Annotated in this window: 22 protein-coding genes; 16 read left to right on the forward strand and 6 right to left on the reverse strand. The window is 37.7% G+C overall.

The genetic code is table 11. The features are described from left to right. Window positions 1–73 precede the first annotated feature (73 nt). On the reverse strand, window positions 74–892 hold the full coding sequence (locus tag BMY21_RS00645) for an AraC family transcriptional regulator (protein ID WP_074639942.1): 819 nt from the start codon (window positions 890–892) through the stop codon (window positions 74–76). 115 nt (window positions 893–1007) lie between these two features. Between BMY21_RS00645 and BMY21_RS00650 the strand changes: the two genes are divergently transcribed. From BMY21_RS00650 to BMY21_RS00665, 4 genes are all read left to right on the forward strand, one after another. Continuing rightward, window positions 1008–1829: a sugar phosphate isomerase/epimerase family protein gene (locus BMY21_RS00650; RefSeq protein ID WP_074639944.1), complete on the forward strand. Its 822-nt coding sequence runs from the start codon at window positions 1008–1010 to the stop codon at window positions 1827–1829. A gap of 10 nt (window positions 1830–1839) precedes the next feature. After that, window positions 1840–2949, forward strand: coding sequence for a Gfo/Idh/MocA family protein (locus BMY21_RS00655; protein ID WP_074639946.1), 1110 nt, complete (start codon window positions 1840–1842; stop codon window positions 2947–2949). 148 nt (window positions 2950–3097) lie between these two features. Continuing rightward, window positions 3098–3862 (forward strand): class I SAM-dependent methyltransferase, encoded by a 765-nt coding sequence (locus BMY21_RS00660; protein WP_074639948.1) that lies wholly within the window; start codon window positions 3098–3100, stop codon window positions 3860–3862. A 9-nt stretch (window positions 3863–3871) separates the two neighbouring features. Next, on the forward strand, window positions 3872–4681 hold the full coding sequence (locus tag BMY21_RS00665) for a M28 family peptidase (RefSeq protein ID WP_074639950.1): 810 nt from the start codon (window positions 3872–3874) through the stop codon (window positions 4679–4681). 51 nt (window positions 4682–4732) lie between these two features. On the opposite strand, the gene BMY21_RS00670 is transcribed toward BMY21_RS00665, so the two are convergent. Genes BMY21_RS00670 through BMY21_RS00680 form a run of 3 tightly spaced genes read right to left on the reverse strand, consistent with a single transcriptional unit; the run spans window position 4733 to window position 6490 of the window. Further along, entirely contained in the window at window positions 4733–5200 is a 468-nt protein-coding gene (locus BMY21_RS00670; protein ID WP_074639952.1) for a hypothetical protein, read from the reverse strand. A 1-nt stretch (window position 5201) separates the two neighbouring features. Further along, window positions 5202–5642 (reverse strand): LytTR family DNA-binding domain-containing protein, encoded by a 441-nt coding sequence (locus BMY21_RS00675; protein ID WP_074639954.1) that lies wholly within the window; start codon window positions 5640–5642, stop codon window positions 5202–5204. Continuing rightward, on the reverse strand, window positions 5639–6490 hold the full coding sequence (locus BMY21_RS00680) for a hypothetical protein (RefSeq protein ID WP_143064133.1): 852 nt from the start codon (window positions 6488–6490) through the stop codon (window positions 5639–5641). Before BMY21_RS00680 ends, BMY21_RS00675 begins: the two co-directional genes overlap by 4 nt. Window positions 6491–6660: 170 nt before the next feature. On the opposite strand from BMY21_RS00680, the gene mnmL reads away from it, so the two are divergent. The 9 genes from mnmL (at window position 6661) to BMY21_RS00725 (ending at window position 17484) form a co-directional block, all read left to right on the forward strand. Beyond that, window positions 6661–7590: a tRNA modification radical SAM protein MnmL/YtqA gene (mnmL, locus tag BMY21_RS00685; RefSeq protein ID WP_074639957.1), complete on the forward strand. Its 930-nt coding sequence runs from the start codon at window positions 6661–6663 to the stop codon at window positions 7588–7590. A 50-nt stretch (window positions 7591–7640) separates the two neighbouring features. Then, window positions 7641–9368 carry a S1C family serine protease gene (locus tag BMY21_RS00690; RefSeq protein WP_074639959.1) on the forward strand — a complete coding sequence of 576 codons (1728 nt, stop codon included), beginning with the start codon at window positions 7641–7643 and terminating at the stop codon, window positions 9366–9368. A gap of 18 nt (window positions 9369–9386) precedes the next feature. Further along, window positions 9387–9935, forward strand: a complete 549-nt coding sequence (locus BMY21_RS00695) for a hypothetical protein (RefSeq protein ID WP_074639961.1) — start codon at window positions 9387–9389, stop codon at window positions 9933–9935. Then, window positions 9925–10497, forward strand: coding sequence for a hypothetical protein (locus BMY21_RS00700; protein ID WP_074639963.1), 573 nt, complete (start codon window positions 9925–9927; stop codon window positions 10495–10497). The genes BMY21_RS00695 and BMY21_RS00700 overlap by 11 nt, the downstream gene beginning before the upstream one ends. A 102-nt stretch (window positions 10498–10599) precedes the next feature. Beyond that, complete coding sequence (locus tag BMY21_RS00705) at window positions 10600–12861, forward strand: toprim domain-containing protein (protein WP_256210220.1); 2262 nt, start codon at window positions 10600–10602, stop codon at window positions 12859–12861. A gap of 20 nt (window positions 12862–12881) precedes the next feature. Continuing rightward, a complete protein-coding gene (locus BMY21_RS00710) occupies window positions 12882–14114 on the forward strand; it encodes a condensation domain-containing protein (protein WP_074639967.1) in 1233 nt (410 codons plus the stop codon). An 86-nt stretch (window positions 14115–14200) separates the two neighbouring features. Further along, complete coding sequence (gene argF, locus BMY21_RS00715) at window positions 14201–15193, forward strand: ornithine carbamoyltransferase (RefSeq protein WP_074639969.1); 993 nt, start codon at window positions 14201–14203, stop codon at window positions 15191–15193. A gap of 22 nt (window positions 15194–15215) precedes the next feature. After that, the gene (locus BMY21_RS00720; RefSeq protein ID WP_074639971.1) at window positions 15216–15485 is read left to right on the forward strand and encodes an ACT domain-containing protein; all 270 of its coding nucleotides are present in this window, start codon (window positions 15216–15218) and stop codon (window positions 15483–15485) included. A gap of 67 nt (window positions 15486–15552) precedes the next feature. Next, window positions 15553–17484 (forward strand): EAL domain-containing protein, encoded by a 1932-nt coding sequence (locus BMY21_RS00725; protein ID WP_074639972.1) that lies wholly within the window; start codon window positions 15553–15555, stop codon window positions 17482–17484. Here the strand turns inward: BMY21_RS00725 and BMY21_RS00730 are convergent. Continuing rightward, complete coding sequence (locus BMY21_RS00730; protein ID WP_074639974.1) at window positions 17481–18767, reverse strand: deoxyguanosinetriphosphate triphosphohydrolase family protein; 1287 nt, start codon at window positions 18765–18767, stop codon at window positions 17481–17483. The genes BMY21_RS00725 and BMY21_RS00730 overlap by 4 nt on opposite strands. A 78-nt stretch (window positions 18768–18845) precedes the next feature. On the opposite strand from BMY21_RS00730, the gene BMY21_RS00735 reads away from it, so the two are divergent. From BMY21_RS00735 to BMY21_RS00745, 3 genes are read left to right on the forward strand one after another with little or no spacing between them, the layout of a single operon-like run. After that, window positions 18846–20594, forward strand: coding sequence for an ATP-binding response regulator (locus tag BMY21_RS00735; RefSeq protein ID WP_074639976.1), 1749 nt, complete (start codon window positions 18846–18848; stop codon window positions 20592–20594). A 14-nt stretch (window positions 20595–20608) separates the two neighbouring features. Next, a complete protein-coding gene (locus BMY21_RS00740) occupies window positions 20609–21721 on the forward strand; it encodes an FIST signal transduction protein (RefSeq protein WP_074639978.1) in 1113 nt (370 codons plus the stop codon). A 7-nt stretch (window positions 21722–21728) separates the two neighbouring features. Continuing rightward, window positions 21729–25163: an EAL domain-containing protein gene (locus tag BMY21_RS00745; RefSeq protein ID WP_074639979.1), complete on the forward strand. Its 3435-nt coding sequence runs from the start codon at window positions 21729–21731 to the stop codon at window positions 25161–25163. Window positions 25164–25260: 97 nt separating this feature from the next. On the opposite strand, the gene BMY21_RS00750 is transcribed toward BMY21_RS00745, so the two are convergent. Beyond that, complete coding sequence (locus BMY21_RS00750) at window positions 25261–26556, reverse strand: OFA family MFS transporter (protein ID WP_074639981.1); 1296 nt, start codon at window positions 26554–26556, stop codon at window positions 25261–25263. Window positions 26557–26593: the final 37 nt, after the last annotated feature.

Below are 26593 nucleotides of genomic sequence, written 5' to 3' on the forward strand. Positions count from 1 at the left end.
TTAATTATATTGAAGTATTTTAGCGAAAATTAAGGCCTTAGGGAATAGGGAATAGTTTTCCACTTTGCTACTTTTATTTTTTATTCCGGCTTTTCCCGGGAGCTTCATTAAAATATTTTACATAAGAGCGGTAGAAGGATGAATAATCTGAAAAGCCACATTCCTCACTTGCCTGCTGAGTTGAAATACCTTTATGCAAAAGACTTCTTGCAGCTGTCAGGCGTTTTCTTAAAATATAGTCCCAGGGAGCTGAGCCTACATTTTTTTTGAAAAGTCGGGTGAATTGAGAAGTACTGTAATTAAAATGCTCCGAAAGATCAGGAATTGTTATTTCTTCAAAAAGATGCTGATTGATGTAAGGTACAACTTTTTCTGCAAACCCTGGTGAATTTTTTTCTGATTGTTTTCTGTCTACAAATGCCTGATTTATCATATATAAAAGAAGAGGAAGGTTTGTTTTTAAGGCAAGATAGCGATCGTAATCATTTTTTGCATTCACCATATTAGTAAAAAGAGTTCGGACAAGCTTTACATCCAGCTGCTCTTCTGTAAAAAGATTATCTTTTCCAAGTTCACGATCCAGAAAAGCTCTGGCTAAATGCATGTCTGGATCTGCTTCTTTCATAAAATCCAGGGGAAAGTTGATTGCAAAACGTTCATAGCGTTCTTCGTTTACAATTCTTGCAATGTGAAGTTCAGAGGGACGCATAATTAAAAGAGAATCTGGCTTTAGCGGATAACGAGAACCTTCTACCAGATAATCAACCCTGCCGGAAATAAAAAAGTAAATCTCGCAGCGGCTGTGAATGTGCATGTCATCATTTACAAGCCTTGGCTTTTCATCAATGGCATGGCGGATATAAATGTTATGATTGTCATATTCGTTCAGCATAAAATCAGAATAATTCAATATGCTTGAAAATACAATATAAAACGCTTTTATTAGCAATGTTAATGTAAAATAAGTCGTGTTAGGATAATTATATCGCAAGGAAAAGGAGCTGTATATGAAATTTAAACTTGCTGCATTTGCAGATGAAGCAGATTCAAGTATTGACGGTCAGATATTGGCGATGAAAGAAAATTCTGTTTCGCTTCTGGAGATTCGGGGAGTGGATGGTCAGAATATCGCAGATATTTCAAAGGATAAGGCAAATGAAGTTCGCATAAAGCTTGATGATGCTGGACTTGGAGTCTGGTCGCTGGGCTCGCCCTTTGGAAAAATAGATATAAATGATGATTTTGCTTCTCATCTTGATAAGTTTAAGCATATTCTGGAAATTGGAAAAATTCTTGGTGCTAAAAAGCTCCGTCTTTTTAGTTTTTACGGAACTACAGAAGAGCCTCAAAAATATTTTGACAAGGTAATTCAAAATCTGCAGGCCTTTCTGAATGCGGCAAGGGGCAGCGGAATAATGCTTTGTCATGAAAATGAAAAAGGAATTTATGGAGATATCGCTTCTCGCTGTCTGGAGATTCATAAGGCACTTCCTGAACTAAAAGCGATTTTTGACCCCGCAAATTTTATTCAATGCGGGCAAGATACAAAGGAAGCCTGGGGACTTCTTGCTCCTTATGTTGAATACATGCATATAAAAGATGCAAAGGCTGATGGTTCGGTTGTTCCGGCAGGTAAGGGAGAAGGAAATCTTCCATATATTATAAATCATTACAAGGGACAAGTTTTAACAATAGAACCACATCTAAAAGTTTTTTCTGGTTTTGAAAATCTGGAGAGCGGACAAAAAACACAAATGCAGGAATACAGCTATCCTTCATCACGAGCTGCTTTTGATGCTGCAGTTAATGCATTGAAGGAATTAATATAGGAGGATGAAAATGGAAAAAATCAAACTAGGAATTATCGGAATGGGTAATATGGGAAGCGGGCATTTTAGAAATGTGGAAGCTGGAAAATGTCCGAGCGTTGAAGTTACTGCAGTTTGTGATATAAATCCACAACGCCTTGAAACTCTTGGAGAAGTTGCAGCCTTTACAGATGCAGACAAAATGCTTGAAAGCGGGCTTGTAGATTCAGTTTTGATTGCAGTTCCGCATTATCTGCATCCTCTTATGGCAATTAAGGCCTTTGAACATAAAGTCAATGTTCTTACAGAAAAACCTGCAGGTGTTTATGCCCGTCAGGTTCGGGAAATGAATGAAGCCGCAGTAAAGACCGGTGTTAAATTTGGAATTATGTTTAATCAAAGAACCAATCCTCTTTATGCAAGGGCCAGGGAAATAGTACAAAGCGGGCAGTTAGGAAAGCCGAAACGCTTGGTATGGATTATTACAAACTGGTATCGTACTCAGGCTTATTATGATTCTGGCAGCTGGCGGGCGACTTGGGATGGAGAGGGTGGAGGTGTACTTTTGAATCAGGCACCTCACAATCTTGATCTCTGGCAGTGGATTTTTGGAATGCCAAAAAGGGTCAGGGCTTTCTGTGATTTTGGAAAATACCATAAAATTGATGTTGAAGATGATGTTACAATTTTTGCTGAATACGAAAACGGAGCTAGAGCAAGTTTTATTACAACAACTGGTGAAGCACCTGGTACAAATCGCCTTGAGATTTCAGGTGACAGAGGCAAGATTATAATAGAAGATGGAAAACTTAAATGGTGGAAGCTTGATGAGGCCGAAAGAGAATTCTGTTTTTCAGCCAGAGAAGGTTTTATTTGTCCGGCTTCAAAATATCAAGAGTTTTCTGAGCCTGCACCAGAAGGGCACCCGGAAGTTCTGGAAGCTTTTGCAAAATCAATTCTTACTGGTTCAGAGCTGATTGCCCGAGGGGAAGAAGGCTTAAATTCACTTTCAATTTCTAATGCAGCTTATCTTTCCACCTGGACAGATGACTGGGCAGAACTTCCTGTTGATGAAGAGCTTTTTGAAAAGAAGCTGGCCCAATTAAGGGAAAAAGAAAAAGGAAAGCCTCAAAAAAAATAATTTCCGCTCACCTGGAATCACTGGAAGTTCTGCGTGAGCGGTGGAAAGTTCACTGGTGAAATAGCTGGAGACTAAGTGTTTAGATAAGCCCTCGAAATAACAGCACCTTTTTGTTATAGTAAATGAAAGATAAAAGGAGAATTAAAAAATGGAATTCAGGAAAATTTTTGACACAATCCCGGAGCAGTTTGATAAGTTCAGACCACGCTACAGTAAGGAGCTTTTTGACAGTCTGATTGATTTTACAAAAATTGGGCCTGGGAAAAAAGTGCTGGAAATAGGACCTGGTACCGGGCAGGCAACAGAGCCGATTTTGGACACTGGCTGCGACTACAATGCAATTGAGTTGGGAGAACATCTTTATGCAAAGATGAAGGAAAAATTCGGTAACCGACCTAATTTTCATATTGTAAATGATGATTTTATTACGCATGATTTTGAAGGGAAAAAGTTTGACCTCATTTATTCTGCCGCAACAATTCAGTGGATTCCCGAAGACATTGCCTTTTCAAAAACTTATGAGCTGCTTGCTCCCGGCGGCACCCTTGCAATGCTGCTTACAAAGTCTGAATATAAGAGTACAAATCCGTCTCTTCATGATGATATCCAGAAAATATATGATGCATACTTTAAACCGGAAACTCCCTATCAGCAAAGAGGCTTTCATTACCAGAACGCCACAAACTACGGCTATGTAGATTTTGAAGAACGGGACTTTTACGGCAAACGTGAAATGACTGCCGACGAATACGTTGCCTTTAGCGGTACCCACTGCGACCACATGGTAATTGCAGAACCTTACAAGACAAAGTTTTTTGAAGGTTTGCACAAGGCAGTATTAGCACATGGAAACAAAATTATTTTTAATGATACTTATGTTATGTATCTGACAAAAAAGCCAAATAAAAGGTAATATACAAATATGTATACAATTCCTTCTGAGTTTAATGATTTTATTGCAGCTGATTGCGACAGGGCTGCTTTTATTCAGAATTATCTGAATAGGGCAGGACTTGAAGCTCCTGTTTTACAGATGGAAGGAAAAAATCATATCTATGTAAAATTTCCCCAGAATCAGTATAACTCAATGTTTCGTATAAAAACGGTAATTGCTCATTATGACAGATTTCCTGGTAGCCCCGGGGCAAATGATAATTCGGCGGCAGTTTTCTGTCTGTTGGAGTGGGCAATAAAACTTGCGAGACTTGCGCAACCTTTATTCCACAACATCCGCCTTATTTTCACCGACGGCGAAGAACTTGGTGCGGCGGGCGGCGTCGCAGAACAAGGCGCCTTCCCCCTAGCTCAAGTGTTCCGCCGCCTCGGCATCACGAACGACGACATCTTCGTATTCGACTGCATGGGACGCGGCGACGTTCCGATTCTCACTCAGACAATTCTTCCGCCTAAGATACCTGCCAGTTTTGTAAAAGAATTCAGCGCTCTCGAGCAGCGCGCCGCAACTTTCCTGCAGACCTCGGCAAATGGCCGCTGGTTTTGTCTGCCCTGTAACTATTCCGACAACGCTAGCTTTATCGCAAATGGTATTCCAGCCGTGGCCATCACAATGCTGCCTTCGCTGGAAGTCAATGCCGCCACTCAGGGCCAGCAACCTCAGACCTGGCAGCTCCTTCACACTCCGGGCGACAACCTTGCTTCTCTTACACCAAAGAGCTTTGAAATCTTCCATAATATTTTGAATAATCTTGCCGCGCTAAAAACTTTGTGTTAGTTTAGTCTACCGCGGTACCCCGACATTTTTAAGGACTTCCATAATCAAAGCTTATTCTTTACTTCTTTCCTGAATCTTCGCCAGCGCATCATTGAGTTTTTCATCTTCTTTTTTAGTAAAGAAATGTGTAATCAGAATGCTTATTACAGTGCTCAGCGAGTAAGATGCGAGAACAAGAATCCAGATAAGAAGTCTGTCTGGAATCCAATGGCAGATTAATGCAATAATCACAAAAACTACGATGGTCAAAACAAAAAAGAATATATTCCTGAGTATCAGATTTGTTTTTTTAAGAAATACATCTGTGAAAAAAACAAGTCTCAATACACATATAAAAAAAGAAAATGCAAAAAGCTGAAAGAAAGTTGTTATTGCAATTCCTTTATTTTCAGTCATAAAAAGATTTGGAAATGATTCTGCTTCTTTTCCTATAAGTACTGTCGCAATTGCAAACATCAAAATAATTACGGCAAAGATTTTTAATAAGCTTTCTATAAATGATACCAGGCGTTTTTTCATATTAACGAACTCCTATCTTTGATTTAAACTCTTCAGAATAAGCGCGCGAAATTATCAGCTGATATCCATTTTTGAGTCTTACACGAATTTTGCGGTCAATATCAGATTTAAGACTTTCTATTTTATTCAGATTCAAAAGGGTAGACTTATTGATGCGGAAAAAATTATGTTCTGCAAGCATAGCTTCTAGCTCATACAATCGAAGTGAAGTTTCAAAAACTCCATCCTCTGTATAAATAAAGGTGCAGCGCTCAACAGTTTCCACATATAAGATTGCTTTTAAATCAATCAGATGAATTTCGCCGTTGACCTTTACAGAAAGCTTTTTATCTGTAACGCGTAAAGCTTCAATAAGACGCTCCAGTTCAGGAGTTATTTCCCTGCAGGTAATGTTCAGTGTAGTTTCCTGAACAGAAGCATCTGTCTGAATAGTTATTTTCATGTTTCTATTGTATCAGACTTTTCAGATTTCAGGTAAGATTTTTCCCGCATCAAACCAACCCAATAAAAGAGCATAGCCGGCAGTATCGGCGCTGCAAAATCATAAATCAGATTCATGTCTTCCAGCACAAGCCCCTGATAAAGAGCAAAAATCAGCACAGAGCCGGCATAAAAAATAAGTGTTCTGAAAATCAGCTTTGGCTTTGAAATCAATGACAGCACAAAAGTAAGAATCATCGGCAGATAGAATTGCAGCATGTTTTTGATGTCTGTGTGTTCTGTGTTTATTTCAACCTTTTGAATTAATGCAAAAATGATTGAAACAATTGTATAGACAAAAAACACTCCGACAGCAAGAATTATCGCCATTAGAACTGTGTTTTGCAAAATCGATTTCTTGTCTTCAGACTGATTGATGTATTTGCATACCAAAACGCTGAAAAGCAGAGTCTGAGTCATTACTTCTGGCAGACCGATAAAATGAAAGGCAAGCGGCAGCTTAGAATAGATAACGCCTTCGATTGAAGAAGGTGCTGAAGACATAGGTCCGATAATTCCAATTCCTACAAACAAAAGCCAGAGAAAAAGCCAGCCGTTTTTCTTTGCTTTGAAAAATTCCCTGAATGGAAGAAGAATAAAGGCAAATAAAAGCCCTCTTATAATCTGTACAAAAGGTCCGAGAGCATTTGCCGTTCCACCATAATCTCTAAAGTAATCACTGACGCCTGGTTGCTGCCACCAATAGTCGTAGCGCAGTAAATTTGAAAAAATTACACCGCAGAGAAAATAAGTCAGACTGTGAACCAGAGTAACATACATTACATACTTAAAAGTTTTGTTGCTTTTCATAACAACCTCCGAGGCAGAATATATAATAGAAAAATACAGAAAAGAAGGGGCTTTTTCGCAACTTGCCGGAATAAAAGGCCGAGTTGCCGGATTTCCGTCATAAACTAGGGCCATATGGAACAGGGGCCAGCATCTATTTATTATATAAATCTTTCAATATAATTAGATTTATGCAGACTCTTTCTAGCTTTTACGAATCAATCTTCGGCTGCAAAACTTATAAGATTTCTCTGGATGCAGGCTGTACCTGTCCGAACCGGGACTGTACTAAGGGCAGAGGCGGCTGTATTTTCTGCTCAGAAAATGGAAGCGGTGATTTTGCTGCGTCGAGAAATCTTTCAATCCGTGAGCAGCTGGAACAGGGCCGCACTCTTGTTGAAGCAAAGCTCCGCGGACGGAGTGGGGGGAGACAAGGAAAATATATTGCATACTTTCAGAATTTCTCTTCGACCTATGGCGATGCTGAAGTGCTGCTTGGAAAATACCGTGAAGCTTTGTCATGTGAAGGTGTAGCAGGGCTTGCCGTTGCAACCCGACCGGATTGTCTTAATGAGCAGATCCTTCTGGGACTCGCCGACATCTCAAAGAATCATTTTGTTCAGATTGAACTGGGGCTTCAGACAAGTAACGAACAGACCGGCCAGCTCATAAACCGCTGTTACACAAATCAGGATTATACAGATGCTGTGGCGTGGATTCACGAGGCATCGCCGCAGATTCACATAGTAACACACCTGATATTCGGACTGCCCGGTGAATCAGAAGAAGATATGCTGAACTCCGTGAAGTTCGTCGTACAGACAAATGAAAATACACGCCATGCTGAATATGTTTCAGCATCTCCTTTCGGTATAAAAATCACCAGCCTCTACGTCCTTAAAAACACTCCTCTTGCGCAAATGTTCGAATTCGGTGAGTATGAACCGTTATCAAAAGAACTGTACTTCGAACTTCTGAAAAAAGCTCTGCTACTCATTCCACAAAACTGCGTAGTTCACCGTCTCACAGGCGATCCTCCGAAAAAACTGCTGCTTGCACCAGACTGGACTACAGATAAAAAGCGGATCTTAAATGAAATCAATCAGATAACTCTATGTTGACACAGGTATTTATAAAAGTGTATTTTTATTTAAAAAGGAGACTTAAACAGATGAAGAATCTGAAACGAAAACTTTTTTGCCTTGCAGCAATGGCAATACTTTCCTGTTCGGTATGGGCACAATCAATTCGTGAATATGTGTGTGTTGTCCATGGTAATCTTTCCAGTGAAAATAAGACCTTCCTTACAGACTTAAAGGATTCGTTGGAACGTAATGGTTATACTTATTATTCAAAATATATCGGGTCTTTTCTCGAGGGAACTTTTGGTTCTGGATTTATATGGTATGCTTCTGACGGTACACCTTATGTTGTAACAAACAGACATGTTGCCGGAAATTATGAAACAGTAAATCTTTCTTTTGAAAATGAGGATGGCTCAGTTTCTGAATTTAAGGAGATGAAGGTTGTCTTCTCTGATGATGATATTGATATAGCACTTATTTCTTTACCATCAACTTTTAAGAGACCTGGACTCCAGTTTACTTCTGCAAAGATTAATGATGGTGATGATGTTTTTTCTGCCGGTTTCCCGGGACTTGCCGGAAAGCCTAGCTGGCAGCTTGGAAAAGGTGTTGTATCCAATTCGTCTGCAAGAATCAAAGAACTTATTGATCCAGAGATTTCTTCAGTAATTCAGCATACAGCACAGATTGATGGTGGAAACTCTGGTGGTCCTCTACTTATAAAGGATTCTTCAAGCAAAGCAGGTTATAAGGTTTGCGGTGTAAATACCTGGTCTGCAGCTGCTCGCCAGAATACAAACTTTTCAATTCCTGCAGCTGCAGTAGAGAAGACTGTAAAATCAAAAATTATCCAGAAGAAAACTGTTACTTTTGATGAACATTCTGTTGCCTTCATAAAAGCCTGCTCGGAAAACGATGAATTTACTTCCCTTATGCCATACATTTCAAATTCAATGGTTTCTTCTTATGGAGAAAAAGCATTGAAAGATGTTCTTGCAAAGGCTCCAACTGACGTTCGTTCTTATGTTTCATATGTTTTTGAAAGTAATCCTCTTATTGGACTCCGCTGTTCACTTGCATATGTGGTATGGTCAAAGATTCATTCAGATTCAGAGAGAATTGATTTAAAAGAAACTTCAGATGAAGCAACCGGTAAAAAGGTTATATTCAATCGCGGTGATTCTACATTTGAATCATTCTGGATTGAAGATCAGGGAAGCTGGAGACTTTCGGATTTTGAAGGTGTAACAAAAGATAAAAAACTTTCAAACAAAGAAAAAGCCCGAAATCAATCAGATTCAATCTTTTCGATTGAAGAGCCATATTTTATGTCTGTATCCGGTGGATACTTCAGAAATATTACTGAGAGTTCAAATAGTTTTATGTTTGATTTCAAGTACAGATTCAATTTTGTATCGGTTGGTTTTACAGTAATGAAGGATACTCTTACAATGGAGAAAGAATATAATCTATATCCAGAATCTGATAAAAACAGCATTTATGATTTAGGTCTTGTGGCTGGTCTTCAACTTCCATTAAAAATTGACAGAGTTATAATTATGCCTCTTGTAGAAGGACAGGCCGGTATGATATACAAATCAGGAAGCTCACAATATAATTTAGCTCCTTTCTTCTATGGAATTGGTGGAGGAATCGAATTTGCTTATTGTACGGATTTTGGATTTTCTCCATTCCTTGGTGCAAAATATATGGCTAATACATATTTTAAAAGAACATCGGGATATGATGACAATATCAAATATTCTACTGGAAACTTTGCAATTTATGCAGGCGTTAAATTTTTTGAGCGCTAATAAATAGGAGTAAAAAATATGAAGAAAAAACTTTGTTTTTCATTGATTCTGGGTGTCGCAATCCTTTTCTTAACAGGATGTGTGAGTACAAAAGGGCTTTCTTCTTCTAAGATTAAGAAAGCATGTGCAAATGGTGACTGGCTTAGTCCAAAAGAAGGAACTCTTGTATTTGGTTATTGTGAAGACTGGAATGACTTTTTACAACAGAAGCCTGAATTTGGTTATAAATTCTATAATATAAACAGACGAACAGAGTCTACACGTATTCTGCTGATCGAAATCCAGAGTAATGTAACTTTCATTGAGCCACTCCCTGTTGGTTCAGAATTGAAGCTTTTCAGTAAAACATCACAGAGTGGAAATACAATAACCACAACCTATTATGGTATTGCAGGTGTTGATTTAGTTTGTAATAAACCAGGCCTTTTATATTATAGTACTACCGGTTATAAGGCTAAAGATGAATTGAGCGCTCTTAAGATGCTTTATAAATATTTTAAGAAGTCTGGCTCTGAATGGGAGCTTGCTATTCTTGACCGCATGGAGGAACTTAAAAATGAACAATAAAATTACTGCATTATTTCTGGTAATGATTTTGTGTGTAGGCTCTGCCTTCGCAGCAGATGCTTCAAAGCCTGTAGAGCCTAAAAAAGGTAGAGTTCTCGTAGTCGGTCAGCTTAAATATAAACATCCGATAGATTTGGAAGCTAGAAAAGAAGCTTTTACAGCTAAGAAAAACTTACAGGTTGGAAGTTTTATGGATAACTGGTTCCAGCCAGATTTTTCTGAAAAACTTATGGACGCTGGACTCCCATATCTGGAAGGTTATTTCTATACTGAATTGAAGCCTTCAAAGAAAGGAACTGTACATCTTAATAACTTTACTGCAGGTATATATGGAAAAGTTAATACCTGGTTCCGATATGAACTTCCGGGTGGAGTAACAATTAATGTTCCAGATGATGCAGTTTATCTTTATATAGGAACTTTCGAATATGATTTGGATTATGCTTTAAGAGTAGTTGGATTCCAGCATCTTGATAATTACGACAATGCTAAAAAAGAATTGTGTCGTCAATTAGGCAAAGATGTTGAACTCTATCGTGGTGTAATCACTTTCGACAAATAGTTTTTTATACGGTGATTAGCCTTGGTTAATCACCGTATACCACTTGACTTTAGTCCATTCTCATAATAAAATTTAATAATAACATTTTTGGGTGGGATCAAAATGTCAGAGAAAAAGACTGGACTTTCGGCACGTATTGCCGCAATGCAAGCTGCAGAAGAAGCTGCTGCTAAAAAATCTTCAACTTCTAAGAAAACAACAACTACAAAATCTGTTGCAAAAACAACCTCAAAAACAACTGCTGCAAAAACTTCGGCTAAAACAACTGCGAAGACGACAGCCACAAAGACCTCTGCTAAGACTGCTTCAGCATCTGCCAAAAAAACAACAGCAACTGCAAAAGCAACTTCTACTGCTGCAGTAAAGAAAACTCCATCCAAAACGATAACGGCTGTAAAGTCTGCATCAGCAACAAAGGCTTCTGCTGCAAAGACGACCGTTGCTGCAAAAACAACAACATCAGCTCCTGCAAAGACTACTGCTGCCGCAGCTAAATCAAAGACAGCAAAAGCTCCTGCTTCACCAGCTGTATATGACGAAGACTCAATTCAACACCTTGAAGGTCTTGAGCATATCCGCCTCAGACCAGGTATGTATATCGGTTCCCTCGGTGATGGTTCAAACGAAAATGACGGTATCTACATTCTTCTTAAGGAAGGAATCGATAACTCTGTCGACGAGTTCTCACAGGGCTTCGGTAAAAAGATTGATATTGAAATTAAAGACGGCCGTGTAAAAATCCGAGACTACGGACGCGGTATTCCACTTGGAAAACTTGAAGACTGTGTTTCTAACGTAAACACAGGTGCAAAATATAACAACAACGTATTCAAACAGGCCATCGGTATGAATGGTGTCGGAATCAAAGCAACAAATGCGCTTTCTTCTTACTTCCGTGCAGCTTCAATTCGTGATGGAAAAATGGCTGTAGTTGAATTCCAGAAGGGTGAAAAAATCAGCGGTAAAACAGGCGCTGCAAAGCCTGGTGTTCCAAACGGAACTTACCTTGAGTTTGAACCGGATACAGAACTTTTTGGAAAATACAACTTCAATATGGAGTATGTAGAAAAGAGACTCTGGAATTACGCTTATCTTAATCCTGGACTCCTGCTCAAATGTAATGGTCAGGAATATATCAGTCAGAATGGTATTCAGGATCTTCTTGTAAACGAGATGGACGGTGAGGGTAAAGCTCTCTATAAAATCTTCAGTTACAAAGGTGAAAACTTAGAGTTTGTTCTTACACATACAAACTCTCTCGATAAATTTGTTTATTCTTTCGTAAATGGTCAGAGTACAGAAGACGGTGGTACTCATGTTACTTCTTTCCTCGATGGTGTTACAAAAGGTGTAAACTCATTTTTCAAAAAAGAATATGATGAAAAGGATGTCTGTGGTGGACTTATCTGTGCTCTCAAAATTGGACTCGATAATCCTATGTTCACAAGCCAGACAAAAAATAAACTTGGAAACGTAGAAATCCGGGCTCCAATTATCAAGGAAGTTCAGGCTGCCGTTGATGACTGGCTCCGTCACAATCCTGATGTTGCCGGTGCTCTCGAAGAAAAAATCATCAAAAATCAAAAGGCCCGTAATGAAATCAACAGCGTAACAGAAAAGCAGATTCGTGAAGCAGAGAAATCTGTTATGCTCAAGATTCAGAAACTTAAGGATTGTCGTTATCATCTTCAGGATGGAGAGAAGGGCGCTAACTCTATGATTTTCATTACTGAGGGAGATTCTGCGACTGGTTCAATGGTCGGCAGCCGCGATGTTTCTTATCAGGCAATTTTCTCTCTACGCGGTAAGCCGGAAAATATGTATGGCCGTAAGAAATCTGCGCTCTTTGAAAATGAGGAATTGAAAAACCTTACCTTCAGTCTTGGTGTTCAGAAAGATATTGAAGGTCTCCGTTACGATAAAATCATCATCGCAACCGATGCCGATAACGACGGTTTCCATATCAGAAATCTTGTTATGACTTATCTGCTGCTTTTCTTTGAAGAACTTGTTTTGACAGGACATGTTTATATTTTGGAAACTCCGCTTTTCCGCGTTCGAAATAAAACAAAAACCGTTTATTGTTACAGTGAAGAGAGCCGTGATAAAGAACTTGCCAAAATGGGAAAATCTGCCGAGGTAACCCGATTCAAGGGACTTGGTGAAATTAACCCTAGTGAGTTCGGCCAGTTTATTTTCCCTCGTAAAGAAGGTGAAAGTGAAGACAAGGGAATGCATTTGACTCAGGTTACAATACAGTCTCTTAAGAATGTTCCTCAGGTTCTTAAGTTCTATATGGGTAACAATACTCCGGAACGCCGTGATTTTATTGTACATAATCTTGCAAAAGAAATTGATGCATAAAATATTAGGGAGATTTAAAAATGTCAGAAATTGAAAAAAAATTTAAGGGTGAACAAAAATTTAAGTTGCATGTTGAAATGTCGATAAAAAATCCTGATACAACTGGGGATAATTTGCCAATAATTTTTTCATGCGAAAATTTAGACATTGACAAGCTGGAATATGCAATAAATAGAATTGTAGAACGTCATGAAAGTTTACGAAGTAATTATGTTATAGAGAACGATGTTCTTTTTCAGATTGTAAGAAAATACACTCCTGTAAAAATAAAACGTCTAAGTGAGCCTTATAAAGGAAATTTTTCTAAACCTTTTGATATAGAAAAAGATTCTCCATTACGATTTGCCGTTTTTGAAAATACAGTATATGCAGATTTTAATCATTCTTTCATTGATGGATTTGGATTGGGAATTTTTTTTCATGAATTAAATGATTTTTACATAGGAAAGGACGTAAAATCAAGAATATCCAGAACAGAAGATTTGATTGTTCCCGATGAACTTTATAAAGTAAACGCTGAATTTTATAAATCATATTTTCCAAAAAACTTAAATAAGACTGTAGTTAAATATGATTTTGAAAATGTAAATCGTCCAGATATTGGTCCTGCAGAAAATATTTTTTATAATATAGATGATCAGTTTATGAATAAAATTAAAGAGGCTGCCAAATTAAATGGGGTTACTCCAAATAATTTCACAGGTGCGGCTTTTCATCTGTTGATTGCAATGATGACAAGACAGAATGTTGTATATGTTCAAACAAATGTTTCTTCAAGAAATATGAAGAATTTTAGAAATATAGGTTTGTATCTTTCTAGTCTTTTTATGAGATTAATTGTTAATCAGAATGAAACATTAAAGGATTTCTTGAATCAGGAACTAAATGAAACAAAAGATATTTTAAAACATCAAGATGTAAAAATATATGATTTGCTTTCCGAGCTTGGCTACAAATGGAATGAAATAACTGATATAGCCTTTGTATATCAGAATAAGATGATTTCTGATATACGTTTGGGAAATCAGATTTGTAAAATTACTCCGATAAATCATACTGATGATTCCTATGGTATTGTCTTATCATTCTTCGCACGTAGCGATGGTGCAGTTCTACAATTAAATTACCGTTCAGATTTATTCAAGAGGGATACAATGAATCGATTTATCGAGGAATATATAAAGCTCTTAAAAATACAACTTGATAATACAGATTTACTAATTTCAGATGTCTTTAAACTTATGAATTATTAGATTAATGTGACTTAAGAATTTTACTCTAGTTTAATTTTTTTCTTTCTGTTATAATAATGCTTTCATAATTGTTTGTGAGGTGTCTTATGGATTTAAAAGGACGCAATTTTCTTACATTAAAAGATTTCTCACCGGCGGAAATTATCGGACTTCTTGACCTTGCCGCAGATTTGAAGGAAAAGAAAAAGAAAGGGATTCCTGTGGATATTCACCGCGGAAAAAATATTGCCCTCATCTTTGAAAAGACAAGTACACGAACCCGCTGTGCTTTTGAGGTTGCTGCACATGATCTTGGGATCTGTACAACTTATCTTGCAGAAGGCAGTCAGATTGGTAAAAAGGAAAGTATTGCAGATACAGCTCGTGTACTCGGCCGTATGTTTGATGGAATCGAATACCGTGGTTTCGAGCAGACACTTGTAGAAGATCTTGCTAAATATTCTGGCGTAGTTGTATGGAACGGACTTACAAACGAATATCATCCGACACAGATGCTTGCCGATATGCTTACAATTCGTGAACACTTTGGTAAACTTAAGGGACTTAAACTCGTATACTTTGGTGATGCACGTTACAATATTGGAAACTCACTCTGTATTGTATGTTCAAAACTTGGTTTGAATCTTACTCTCTGTGCACCAGAAAAATATTTTCCAAATAAGGCTCTCGTAGATGAGTGTGAAAAATGGAATCAGGAGAGTGGTGGTTCAATCACTCTTGAAAGTGATGTAGATAAGGCTGCAAAAGATGCAGATATTATTTATACTGATGTCTGGGTAAGCATGGGTGAACCAGATGAAATCTGGGCTGAACGAATTAACGACCTTAAGCCTTATCAGGTAAATGCAGAAGTTATGAAGAAGGCAAAGCCAACTGCAATCTTTATGCATGACCTTCCTTCTTTCCATGATTTGAATACAAAGATTGGAAAAGAGATCGGAGAAAAATTCGGTCTTACTGCTATGGAAGTTACAGATGAGGTTTTTGAAAGCAAACAGTCGGTAGTTTTCGATGAAGCTGAAAACCGTATGCATACAATCAAGGCAGTAATTGCTGCAACTCTCGGTAACAATTTCTAGCCGAAAAAATAAGGAGACTAAAATGAATGCAATTATTACTGTAGTAGGTTCAGATAAAGTTGGAATTATCGCTAAGGTTTCTCAGTATCTTTCTGAGCATAAAATCAACATTGCAGATATTACACAGACTATTCTTTCTGGCAATTTTGTAATGATGATGATGGTAGATCTTACAGCTGCAGATATTGATATTGAAACTCTTCGCTCAAATATGAATTCTCTTGCAACCGATATGGGTGTAGAAATCAACATTATGAACGAGAAAGTATTCTCTGCAATGCATCGCGTATAAACTACTGAATATAACAGTTTATTTATTTATTTTGCGCCCTGTGCTTTTGTGTGCTATCATATAGTAAATGGAATTTGGAGTTTCAGATTACTATGTTATTGGTGAGCTCATAACCTGCTGGGGCGCTTTTCTTATCGGTGTTAATACAATCCTCTCGTATGCACTGTATGATAAAAGACAGAGATTCTTTCTTTACGCAGCCCTTGCAACCTTTTTTTGTGCTGCTGTTAATATGGTTTCTGTATATTGTATAGCTCATTATACAGAACTTTCTCATTCTTTCTGCACACTTATTACATCACTTTATTTTTTTACGCTTCTTATAAGTCCTTTTATAATGATCAGTTATGTTTGTGATATGGCATTTCAAAATAAAAGAAAAAAGAAAGTGTTTAATTCTGTGCTTGGGGCTGTTCAGACACTTTATTTTCTGCTTGTTATAATCAACGTAAAAACAGGATGGATTTTCCATTATGATGATGTTGAAGGTTATATACGTGGACCAATAAAAAATATTACTTATCTGCTGGCTTGTGGTTATGGAGTGATTCTTGCAGTTACAGTCATCATACTTAGAAAGAATATTGCGCGGCGTATATTCTGGGTATTTATCTTCTATCCATTTATTTCAATATATTTTGTTATTATTCAATATTTGTTCCCCAAAATTTTATTAACCGGGGTTGCTTCTTTTACTTCTCTTCTGTTTGCATATGTAACAATTCAGTCTTACACAATGGAAATAAATATAAGGACCGGCCTTATGACAGAAAGCCGCCTTCGTAAGCGCATTCATATTCAGCATAAGGGTGGAGTTTTATATGTAATGACAATAGACAATATCAATATGATACAGTCTTGTCTGGATGCATCTGAATTAAATCAGCTCTATCTTCAGCTTGGTGAAATATTTATGACGTATTTCCAGCGCAATTCATATATACTTTCAATGAACAGATTTGCTGCAATAGGACATTCTGTAGATGAAGTTCATCAGAAGAGTCAGAGAATAATGGAAGATATTAAAAAACTTTCTTCAGATATAAATTCTGTAATTCCGATTCCAATTGAGTCTTATTCTGCCGCATTGGAATTTGGAAAAGATGATAATGATTATGATTCAATGATGGATCTGATAAATAATCTGCTGGTGCGTACTAAAGCTGCTCAGCTCAAATCACTTCAAATTTGTGATGAATCTGTTTTTGCAGACCGTGAAAGAAAACGCTGTATTTATAAAATTCTCAAACGTGAACTTACACTTGAATCGGAACAGTTTCAGGTCTGGTTTCAACCGATTTATTCTATTGATAATAAGAAGTTCGAATACATGGAAGCTCTTTCACGACTGCGTAATACAGAACTTGGAGATATACCTCCGCAGGAATTTGTTCAGGTTGCAGAAAACCGAGGTCTTATAGAAATGCTTGGTTTTGTTGCTTTTGAAAAAGTCTGTAAATTTATTTCTGACAATAGGGATACTGTAAATGCAGTTTCAATTAACTTTTCTGTTTATCAGATGATGAATCCAAATGTTGTTGAAAATGTTTTGAATACCATAAGCCGTTTTAGTCTACTTCCGTCAAATATTATTATGGAAATCACAGAAAGTATTTTCATTGATAACTATGAGCTGGTTATGCATAATATGCTGGCACTGGCGCGTGCAGGTGTAAAATTCTATCTTGATGATTTTGGAACAGGTTATTCAAATCTTACAAACGTCATTTCTCTGCCATTTTCTACTATTAAAATGGACCGCTCTCTTGTGCTTGCAATGGAAGAGGGGCAGAAAGGTGTCAGTCTTTTCTTTGATCTTGTAAGTACCTTTAAGGGTGTAGGCTTTAAGATTCTGGTTGAAGGTGTTGAGACAAACAATCAGAATTATCTTGTTGAACGTGCCGGTGTTGATTATATTCAGGGCTTTTTATACAGCAGACCGCTTCCTGCAGTTGAATGTATTGAACTGTTGAAACGAACTGCTGCTTCTGTTAATTAGAATGTAATTATTTCTTCGTAAACCTGAATTGCAAACTGATCTGTCATTCCTGAAATAAATTCTATTATACATTTAGTGTAAGATTCATTATCGTGAAGATCGAATACAGGCTGGGTATTATATTTTAAAACCTGCTTGCGGTCTGCAAAACTGTGGCGTTCTGCTATAAATGGTTTGTAAGTAGTGTATTTTATGAGCCAGTCTTCAAAGGTAGCACAGAGTTTCGGATAAAAGCGCAGTGCCTGGGCAACACGTCCGGTTTCTGCATAAATCATAGTTTTCTGCAGAGTTCGGAAAAGAGTTCCTATGATGTTCTCGGCGTAGATGGCAAATTCTCCAAGACGCCAGTGCTTATAAATATGTGCAAAATTAAATTTTTTGAGCTCGATGATGAAGCGGAAATATTCTTCAGAAAAGCACAGACCTTTTTCAGGACTGCTCTGTTCACAGAGGTCTACAATAAGGTCGTTTATGAGAGTTGTGGTGTTTACTGCTTTACCGCTCCGTAATGCCCGCGCTCCCTTTCTCTCAAAACCGAGCGTGCTGCCGACAATTTCCCGGAGCTCTCTATAAGCCGACATGTCCAGAATGTGATAAGCGCGGGCATCCTCGATGTCTCTACCAAGGTACGCAATTTTATCAGCAATCTTTACTACACAGCCTTCCCATGTGTACGGCTGAATAATTCCCGGCCGTTTAATAGAGTACAGGTCAATAGCTTCTTCACGGGGTTTAATAGCCTGCTGGTCAATTTCTCCGCAGTGACAGATAAGGCCGTCTCGTACAGCGTAAGTCAGATTTAAAGGTTGTTCAAAGCCATTAGGATCTGGAAGCGTCTCAATAAAATCAGCAAAAAAAAGACTGTTGCGTTCGTGCCAGAATTTCTTTGGAGCATTATGTCCTTCTTTCTGTTCAAGCAGTTTGTTCAGACAGTCTTCTCCATGATGACCGAAAGGTGCATGCCCAATATCGTGTCCCATTGCAATTGCACCTGCGAGCTGTTCATTTAATCCAAGGTATTTTGCGATGGTTGTTGCAACAGAAGCAACGTGCATAACGTGTTCCATTCTTGTACAGATATGGTCATTATGAGGTGCAAAGAATACCTGAGTTTTGTGCTTAAGACGGCGGTATGCCTGAGAGTGCAGAATTCTTGTATAATCGCGTTCAAATTCCGAGCGGATTTCATTGTTTCGTCCGTAAATAGGAATTTCCCGTTTATTTGCCTGTTCCCATTTAGAATTTTCTGGTCCGGTACGTACGTCAACAAATGAATTCTGCATTTTTTCACCTCAGATTCATAGTATAAGGTAAAAAATTGATTTTGTAAAACTTGCTGACTAGTGATATAATAAAACGATATGCTGAAAAATAACAGGCTTCTCAGGCGTCTCTTTGGTGAACAGTATGACATTCAACACAGACTTCTCAATATTATCCTTCTTGTAGGAATCCTTGGAGTTGCATTTGCCTGTTTTATTGCAGTTGTCATGCATCAGAATCCTATGACACAGATTCTTTCATTTACATGTCTGATTCTGTTTTTTCTGATCTTCTGGATTGCAAATACCCTTAAACGTTCACAGCTTGCAATTATAGTCTTTTCAATTCTTTTTAATAATTTTATTTTACCGAGTCTTTTTATCTCTTCTGGTGGAATTGAAGGCGGTATGCCGCTCTGGTGTCTTCTCGGTTTTGTATTCCCGTTCCTTCTGATTAAGGGAAGAAGTTGTATCGTTGTTTTCATTATAAGTATTACCGAGTTTATAGTTTTAGTTATTTATTCTTATTACCATCCGGAAATAATAATGAAAATGGAAAGCGTAAAAATGGTCCTGATGGACATGGTAATAACAATGATAGCAGTTGTTATTATTATTGCTTCTATTTTCAGATATCAGACTCATATTTATCAGAAACAGCAGAGAACCATCATCAAGACTGTACGTGAAGCTAATGAAGCTATTAAGCAGAAGCAGGACTTTATTTCCAATATTTCTCATGATATCCGTACTCCAATGGATTCTATTATTGGTTTTACTGAGCTAGCAAAAAAGAATATGGATAATCCTGAAAAGCTTGCAGACAGTCTGGAAAAGATTTCACGTGCATCAGACCATCTTATGAATCTTGTAAATGAGGTTCTTGATATTTCTAAAATCGCCAGCGGAAAATCTGTTGTTGAAGAAGAAATGTGCAGTATTCATGAAATCATAGATAATGTCTGCCAGATTCTTCAGAATGAAATTGATAATAAAAAACTTACAGTTGATCTTGATTTCAGCATGCTTGATGAAGATGTGCTTTCCTGCGACAGTTTACGCTTAAATCAGATTCTGCTTAATCTTATAAGCAATGCGGTAAAATATTCTTATGAAGGCGGTAGAATTCAGATTTCTGTAATTCAGCTTTCTACAGAAGATGAAAGTAGAATCGTAAATGAATTCCATATTCGTGATGAAGGCTGTGGTATGACTCCTGAATTTATGGAGCATGTTTTTGAACCTTTTGCGCGGGATAAATCTTCTCCTGTTTCTGCTGAAGGAACAGGACTTGGACTTACCATTGCAAAGTCTCTTGTAGAAATTATGGGTGGTACAATAGAAGTTGTAAGTGAGCTTGGAAAAGGTTCTGAGTTTACGGCAATTATCCCACTTTCAATTCCTCAGCTTACAGAAATTGAAGAAGAACAGGATATTGTTATTTACGACTTCAAGGGACGCCGTGTGCTTGTTGTTGATGATAATCAGCTTAACCGTGAAATCCTTGTTGAAGCAATGCGAGAAGAAGGCTTTGTTGTTGATGAAGCTATTGATGGTTCGTTTGCAATTGAAAAACTCCGTGACAGTGAACCGGGCACTTATGAGCTTGTTATTCTTGATTTGCAGATGCCTGTTATGGATGGATATGAAACTACACGAATCATCAGAAACTTTCAGAATCCTAAAGTATCAGAAATTCCTATTGTTGCCCTTACGGCAGATGCCCTTCCAGAAGAAAAAAGCCGCGCATTTAATTGCGGTGTAAATGCATATCTCGTAAAACCTGTAGATATGCCTTCACTCTTAAAGGTTCTTATGTTATTCTTCAGAGAAAATAAACGTTCATAGAAAGGAGGTGCTTTGTGGATAGATGTGTTGTTGCCCTTACATCAAGTTCTGTAAACGAAGAAGCTTATTCAGAAATCCAGACTCAGTTAGATGCCCATGAAGTAACTCCCCAATTGATTATTTTCTTTAGTGAAATAGACATGCTCTGGTTCTTTTCGCAGAAACTGAAAGTGCGTTATCCGGACGCTGTTGTTATTGGTTCATCTACATATGTAAATTATACGTCTGAGGGCTACAGTCATTGCGGTGCATCTGTAATGGTTATCAATTCTGGTGTTGAAGTTTCTGCCGGCCTGCTTTTTGATATTGACCGTCATCCTAATATGTACAAGGCTCATATCAAAGCTGCAATGGATAAACTGTCTTCTTTAGAAAATACCTGCTGCCTTGAATTTATGACAGCTTTTGGAAAAGGTGAGGAACTGGTTCTAGATACATTTGAAGAAGTTCTTGCTGAAACTGGAATTACAGTGGCTGGTGGTTCTGCCGGAACAATGCCGGAGCGTAGTGAGACTTATGTAGCTTTAAATGGTGATATATTCAAACAGACCTGTGCCTTTGTTTTTATTCATAATCTGAATGGAAAAATAGGTTTTTACCGTGAAAATATTTTCAAACCAACTTCATACCGTTTTTCTGCAACTTATGCCGATTGTGAAGAACGAACTGTAATGGAGTATGATAATGAACCGGCTGCAGAAATTATTTCCCGAGCCCTTAATGTTCCTGTAGAACAGCTTAGCCAGGAATTATCTTCTCATCCTATGGGACGTATTGTTGATGGTTCCATCAATATTACTGAAGCAGATAAAGTTTTTCCAGACGGTTCAATTTCATATTTTTCAACAATTTATAATCATACAAAACTGCTGCTGCTTGAAACAGATAATATCAGGCGTGTCTGGAATGAAACTGTTCAGCGTGTAAAAAATGATTTTGAAAAGCCGTCATTTACAATTTCAATTAACTGTCTTTCACGTTCAAAACTTTTTGAAAAGGAATCTTCTTTTGGAGAGTTTGTGAATGTACTCCGTAATTACGGAAAATATATAGGTGTTTCAGGGTATGGGGAACAGCTCAATTTTATACATCTGAATCAGACAATGATTCTTATTGTGTTCGAATGAGGCGTTTATGAGCAGATTCAATAACGGTATTATTTTTACAAATGAAAACTGTATAGGTTGTAATAAATGTATAAATAACTGTTCTCTTATGGGTGCTAATGTTTCCATTGTGAAAAATGGAAAATCCCATATGGAAATTGACCCAAAAAAATGTAATAACTGCGGCCGCTGTATAAATATTTGTGTTCACCATGCCCGCGATTTCCGTGATGATGTTGACAAGTTTTTAGCAGATCTGAAAAAGGGCGAAAAAATATCTTTAATTATTGAGCCTGCTTTTTTTGCGATTTACGGTGAGCGTGCACCTCTAATCATCAAAAGCCTTCGTAAGCTTGGCGTTCAGAAAATTTATGACGGTTCATTCGGACGCGAAATCGGTGCTTATCTGACTGTAAAATATCTAAAAGAAGCACAGAAACTTCCTGTTGATCAGCGCTGCTTTATTAGTAATGCCTGTCCTGCTATGGTAACTGTTGTTCAGAAATATCATCCGTTCCTTTTGAACAAAATGATTCCTGTTCAACCGCCGGTTATCTGTGCTTCAATTTATATTCATAAGTATCTTGGGGATGATAATAAGCTTGCCTGTCTTGGTGCCTGTATTGCAAATAAAGATGAAGCAATCAGTGAAAATACAAAAAATGTACTTTCTTATAATTTAACCTTTGCCCATTTAATGGAACATCTGCCTGAAGTTACAGAAGAGGACAGTAAATATTCCAGCGAACTTGATTTAAAAGGAAAAGGCTTTGGTTCAATCGTTTCTATTGGCGGGGAATTTTCAGATATTGTTTCTTATTTCTTCTCTCATAAAGAAACTATTCTGGCATTAAAAGGATTTTCATCTGATCATCTGAGTTCTCTGTATATGTCTCTGAATGATAACTTTAAAAATAATCAGCCGCTTTTTGCAGAAATTACAGCCTGTAAAAACGGTTGTGTCGGCGGACCAGGTGTCTATCATAAAGATTATAACCCGGAAACCGTTTATTCAAATGCAATTACAATCCGAAGGTCGACCTACGAAAATTATACAGATATAGATAATCCTGAAAAATTCTGGAAACAGATTTGTGCTCAGTTCAAGTATATCCGCTCTGAAGATTTTACCCGCGGCTACACTGATTATTCACGACAGCAGTTTAAAATTCCAAAGAGTGCTTTTGATGAAATCTTTACGGATATGCTTAAAGACACTCCTCATAAACAGTCTATTAACTGCGGTTCCTGCGGATATAATTCGTGTAAAGATATGGCACGGGCTATTGCCTATGGTTACAGTAGAAAAGAAAACTGTATTCAGTATATGAAAGAGCTTCTGGTACAACGTATTTTTACAGATCCTGAAACAGGTGTTATGACCAGAACGGCTTTCATTCAGGCAGGAAATAAACTCTTTTCTGACAATCCAAAGAAAACCTATATAGTTGCTATTGGAGATGTAAATAAACTTAAGATTATAAATGATTTATATGGATTTACTGCAGGAAATGATGCATTAAAGCAGATTGCCGCAACCTTAAAACAGATTGTCGGAGAACAGGGCCTCATTGCAAGACTGGAAGGTGGTTCTTTTGCAGTTTGTATGGAAAACTCAGTGGACAATCTCCAAAAACTGCAGGCCTGCAAGGTTTTTGATAACGGTTCAGTTCATATGTCTTTTCCAATTACAATGCATTTTGGAATCCGTATTGCAAATTCTTCTCTGGGTATTACTACAGCCATGGACCAGGCTTCTTTGTGTATGGATAAAAATATTTCTTCTGTACAGAATACGTTTACTGCCTTTACAGAAAAAAATATGGAAGATACCCATCTCGAAGCTGAAATCACATCTCAGATGCAGCAGGCTCTTGCCGACGGTGAATTTAAAATATGGTTTCAGCCGCAATATTCAGCCGCTACAGGAGAAATGGTCGGGGCGGAGGTTTTATGCCGCTGGATAAGGGAAGATGGTACAATTATATCACCGGCTGTATTTATTCCGATTGCAGAAAAGAATGGCTTTATCCGTATGCTGGATGAAGAAATCTGGACAAATGTATTTGTTGCCGTTCGTTCCTGGCTGGATGTTGGAATTGACCCTGTTCCGATTTCAATAAATATTTCCAGAATCAGCCTTGAAACAGACAAGCTTTATTATGTAATTAAGCGTCTTAAAGAAAGATATAATATTCCAGAAAAATACATTCACTTTGAAATAACAGAAAGCGCTTCTATAAATGCAGATAAAGAACTGAATGACAGAATCCAAAAGCTCCGCGATTTAGGTTTCAGAATTGCAATGGATGATTTTGGAAGCGGTTATTCTTCTTTGAATGCCCTTAAGGATATGCCTATCAATATTCTTAAGCTTGATATGGGCTTTATGCGCGGTGAAGATAACTTGAACCGTGGCGGCACAATTATAAACTATGTAGTGCGAATGGCACAGGGACTTGAATATATAACTGTTGCTGAAGGTGTAGAAACCCAGGAGCAGGCAGACTTCCTTCGTAGTATTGGAGTTAATGTTATTCAAGGCTTCTTATATGCAAAACCTATGCCTGAAGATCAGTTTGTTGAACTTCTGAAATCTCATAAAGGAGCTGCCTCTATTATCCGTCCAAGAACTTTTGGACAGATTGATATCAGAAAGTTCCTTTCACCAGATTCTTCCGAAAGCCTTATGTTTGAAGAACTTTCAGGACCTGCAGCAATTTATGAATTTGATGATCAGGCAAAATCTTTAATTCTGATTCGTGCAAATAAGAAATTTTTAAAACTATTTGAACTTGATGATCTTGTTTTTCCTGAAATTCGAAAAAATCTGAAAAAACTTATGGGTAAGGAAAGTTTTAAATGGCTTGTTGAACAGTCAGAACTTTCTCTTTCAGAACGTAAGGAAATCTGCTGTTATATAGAAATGCGTACCTTTATGAAGCATAATCCGCTTTATGTAAAAAATTACATCAAAGAAATCAGTTGTAATGAACATAAGCATTCTTTCTATATTTTGACAGAAGATATTACAAATGAAAAATTAACAGAAAATACCCTTGAAATTGCTAATCATCAGCTAGGGTTAATGACTGAAAATACGCAGATTGGTTTACTTCTGATGCATGTTGATTTTGATATTAAGAGAATAGTTTCCGGTATGAAAATTCATGTTCTTCGTGTAAATCAGAACTTCCTGGATATTTCCGGATATTCAAAAGAAACTGTATTAAACTGGACTGCAAAAGAAGCTTTTGATATTATTCATCCGAACGACAGATTAGGATTTAAGGTTGCAATGGTAAAAGCTTTTCTTTCTAATTTCAAAAAGCCTGCAACTTATGTTTATAGGGCTCGTCATTGTAATGGAAATTATTTCTATGTAAAATTTGTTTCAACAGGTGTGCAGCAGCCGGATAAGTCTTATTTGTTTATAACGAATTATATTGTTCTGGATTTATAAGCTAGCAAAATCGCTCGCATAGCTCGCTCTGAGGCGTTTTTTCGATGAACCAAAATAGACTTACTGCCGTAAGTCTATTTTTAACGGTTCTTCGATTTTAGCCTTTCTTGCTCATAGGGCGAACAAGGAAACAGCTCAAGCACATTGCAACTGCATAGAGAATTGTTGTTACGATGAGTACATTCTGGTAACCAGTTGGGTTAGCCTGAACTCCGTGAACATCAATAAATGCACCTGTGTGCTTTACAATGTAAGAAGCCATCTGGTTTCCTGTAAGACCTGCAAATGCCCATGCAGAAAGTGTAATTCCGTGAATAGCAGAAATATTACCCATTCCGTAGTGGTCAGAGAGGAGAGTAGGAACGTTAGAGAATCCTCCACCATATCCTGCGTTTACAATGAAAATCAAAGCAAGTACGAAGATGATAAGAAGAGTGTTTCCTGCACCATTAGCAATACCCTTTGTACAGAGAACGATTACAGTTGAAACAATTGAAAGTGTGAAAATCAACTTATAGATTGTGTTGCGGTCCTTAAGTTTGTCTGCCCATGCAGAGAAGCCAAGGCGTCCGCCTGCGTTGAACAGAGCAGAAACTGTAGAAATTATTCCTGCAAAAGCTCCAAGTCCTACACACTTTACAATCATCTTTTCCTGAGAAATGATTGCAAGACCACATGTGATGTTGATATAGAACATAAGCCAGATACCAATGTAAGAAGCAATAGGTTCTGTCTTAAGAGTTGCGATAATTCCTTCGTCCTTAGACTTAGTCTGTGGTTCAACCCATCCTTCTGGTTTAGCAAGAATAAGGTGACCAATGAACATCATTACAAAGTAAACACATGCAAGAATGTAGAACATCTTGTATACACCGCCTTCTCCAAGGCTTGTAAGCATTCGGCTCATGATAGGAGAAGCGATAGCTTTAGCAGCACCGAAACCTGCTACAGCGAGACCAGTTGCAAGACCTTTCTTGTCCTTGAACCAGAGCATCAAAGTCTTTACAGGAGAAAGATAACCTGTTCCAAGACCAATACCCATAATAAAGCCGTAGCTGATGTAGATTCCTACAAGAGAAAGAACGCTGTGTGGATTATTTCCACCGTACCAGATAAAGAAACCTGTTCCAGCCATTCCCAAAGCAAAAGTGATTGAAGCAATCAAAGAAGACTTGTGGATATTTTTTTCTACAAGGCCACCAAGGAAGGCAGCTGACATACCGAGGAAGAAGATTGCAAAGCTGAAAGCCCATTCTACAGCGCCTTTTGAAAAGCCGATGTAGTCTGCAATTTCCTGGCTGAAAATTGACCAGCAGTATACAGTACCGATACTGCAATGGAGAAGAAGAGCCGGGATAGCACCACGGATCCACTTATTCTGAATGTTTTTCATTTTTGTTATTCCTTAGAATATAAAATCTTATTTTAAT

Source organism: Treponema bryantii (assembly GCF_900111035.1).
GTDB classification, from domain to species: Bacteria; Spirochaetota; Spirochaetia; order Treponematales; family Treponemataceae; genus Treponema_D; species Treponema_D bryantii_C.

Coding starts and splice junctions, on each gene's coding strand:
- BMY21_RS00705 (WP_256210220.1), top strand. CDS start 10,600: ATGTCAGAGAAAAAGACTGGACTTTCGGCACGTATTGCCGCAATGCAA.
- BMY21_RS00735 (WP_074639976.1), top strand. CDS start 18,846: ATGCTGAAAAATAACAGGCTTCTCAGGCGTCTCTTTGGTGAACAGTAT.
- BMY21_RS00650 (WP_074639944.1), top strand. CDS start 1,008: ATGAAATTTAAACTTGCTGCATTTGCAGATGAAGCAGATTCAAGTATT.
- mnmL (WP_074639957.1), top strand. CDS start 6,661: ATGCAGACTCTTTCTAGCTTTTACGAATCAATCTTCGGCTGCAAAACT.
- BMY21_RS00750 (WP_074639981.1), bottom strand. CDS start 26,556: ATGAAAAACATTCAGAATAAGTGGATCCGTGGTGCTATCCCGGCTCTT.
- BMY21_RS00730 (WP_074639974.1), bottom strand. CDS start 18,767: ATGCAGAATTCATTTGTTGACGTACGTACCGGACCAGAAAATTCTAAA.
- BMY21_RS00710 (WP_074639967.1), top strand. CDS start 12,882: ATGTCAGAAATTGAAAAAAAATTTAAGGGTGAACAAAAATTTAAGTTG.
- BMY21_RS00675 (WP_074639954.1), bottom strand. CDS start 5,642: ATGAAAATAACTATTCAGACAGATGCTTCTGTTCAGGAAACTACACTG.
- BMY21_RS00645 (WP_074639942.1), bottom strand. CDS start 892: ATGCTGAACGAATATGACAATCATAACATTTATATCCGCCATGCCATT.
- BMY21_RS00660 (WP_074639948.1), top strand. CDS start 3,098: ATGGAATTCAGGAAAATTTTTGACACAATCCCGGAGCAGTTTGATAAG.
- BMY21_RS00680 (WP_143064133.1), bottom strand. CDS start 6,490: ATGAAAAGCAACAAAACTTTTAAGTATGTAATGTATGTTACTCTGGTT.
- BMY21_RS00690 (WP_074639959.1), top strand. CDS start 7,641: ATGAAGAATCTGAAACGAAAACTTTTTTGCCTTGCAGCAATGGCAATA.
- BMY21_RS00665 (WP_074639950.1), top strand. CDS start 3,872: ATGTATACAATTCCTTCTGAGTTTAATGATTTTATTGCAGCTGATTGC.
- BMY21_RS00745 (WP_074639979.1), top strand. CDS start 21,729: ATGAGCAGATTCAATAACGGTATTATTTTTACAAATGAAAACTGTATA.
- BMY21_RS00655 (WP_074639946.1), top strand. CDS start 1,840: ATGGAAAAAATCAAACTAGGAATTATCGGAATGGGTAATATGGGAAGC.
- BMY21_RS00725 (WP_074639972.1), top strand. CDS start 15,553: ATGGAATTTGGAGTTTCAGATTACTATGTTATTGGTGAGCTCATAACC.
- BMY21_RS00720 (WP_074639971.1), top strand. CDS start 15,216: ATGAATGCAATTATTACTGTAGTAGGTTCAGATAAAGTTGGAATTATC.
- BMY21_RS00700 (WP_074639963.1), top strand. CDS start 9,925: ATGAACAATAAAATTACTGCATTATTTCTGGTAATGATTTTGTGTGTA.
- BMY21_RS00695 (WP_074639961.1), top strand. CDS start 9,387: ATGAAGAAAAAACTTTGTTTTTCATTGATTCTGGGTGTCGCAATCCTT.
- argF (WP_074639969.1), top strand. CDS start 14,201: ATGGATTTAAAAGGACGCAATTTTCTTACATTAAAAGATTTCTCACCG.
- BMY21_RS00670 (WP_074639952.1), bottom strand. CDS start 5,200: ATGAAAAAACGCCTGGTATCATTTATAGAAAGCTTATTAAAAATCTTT.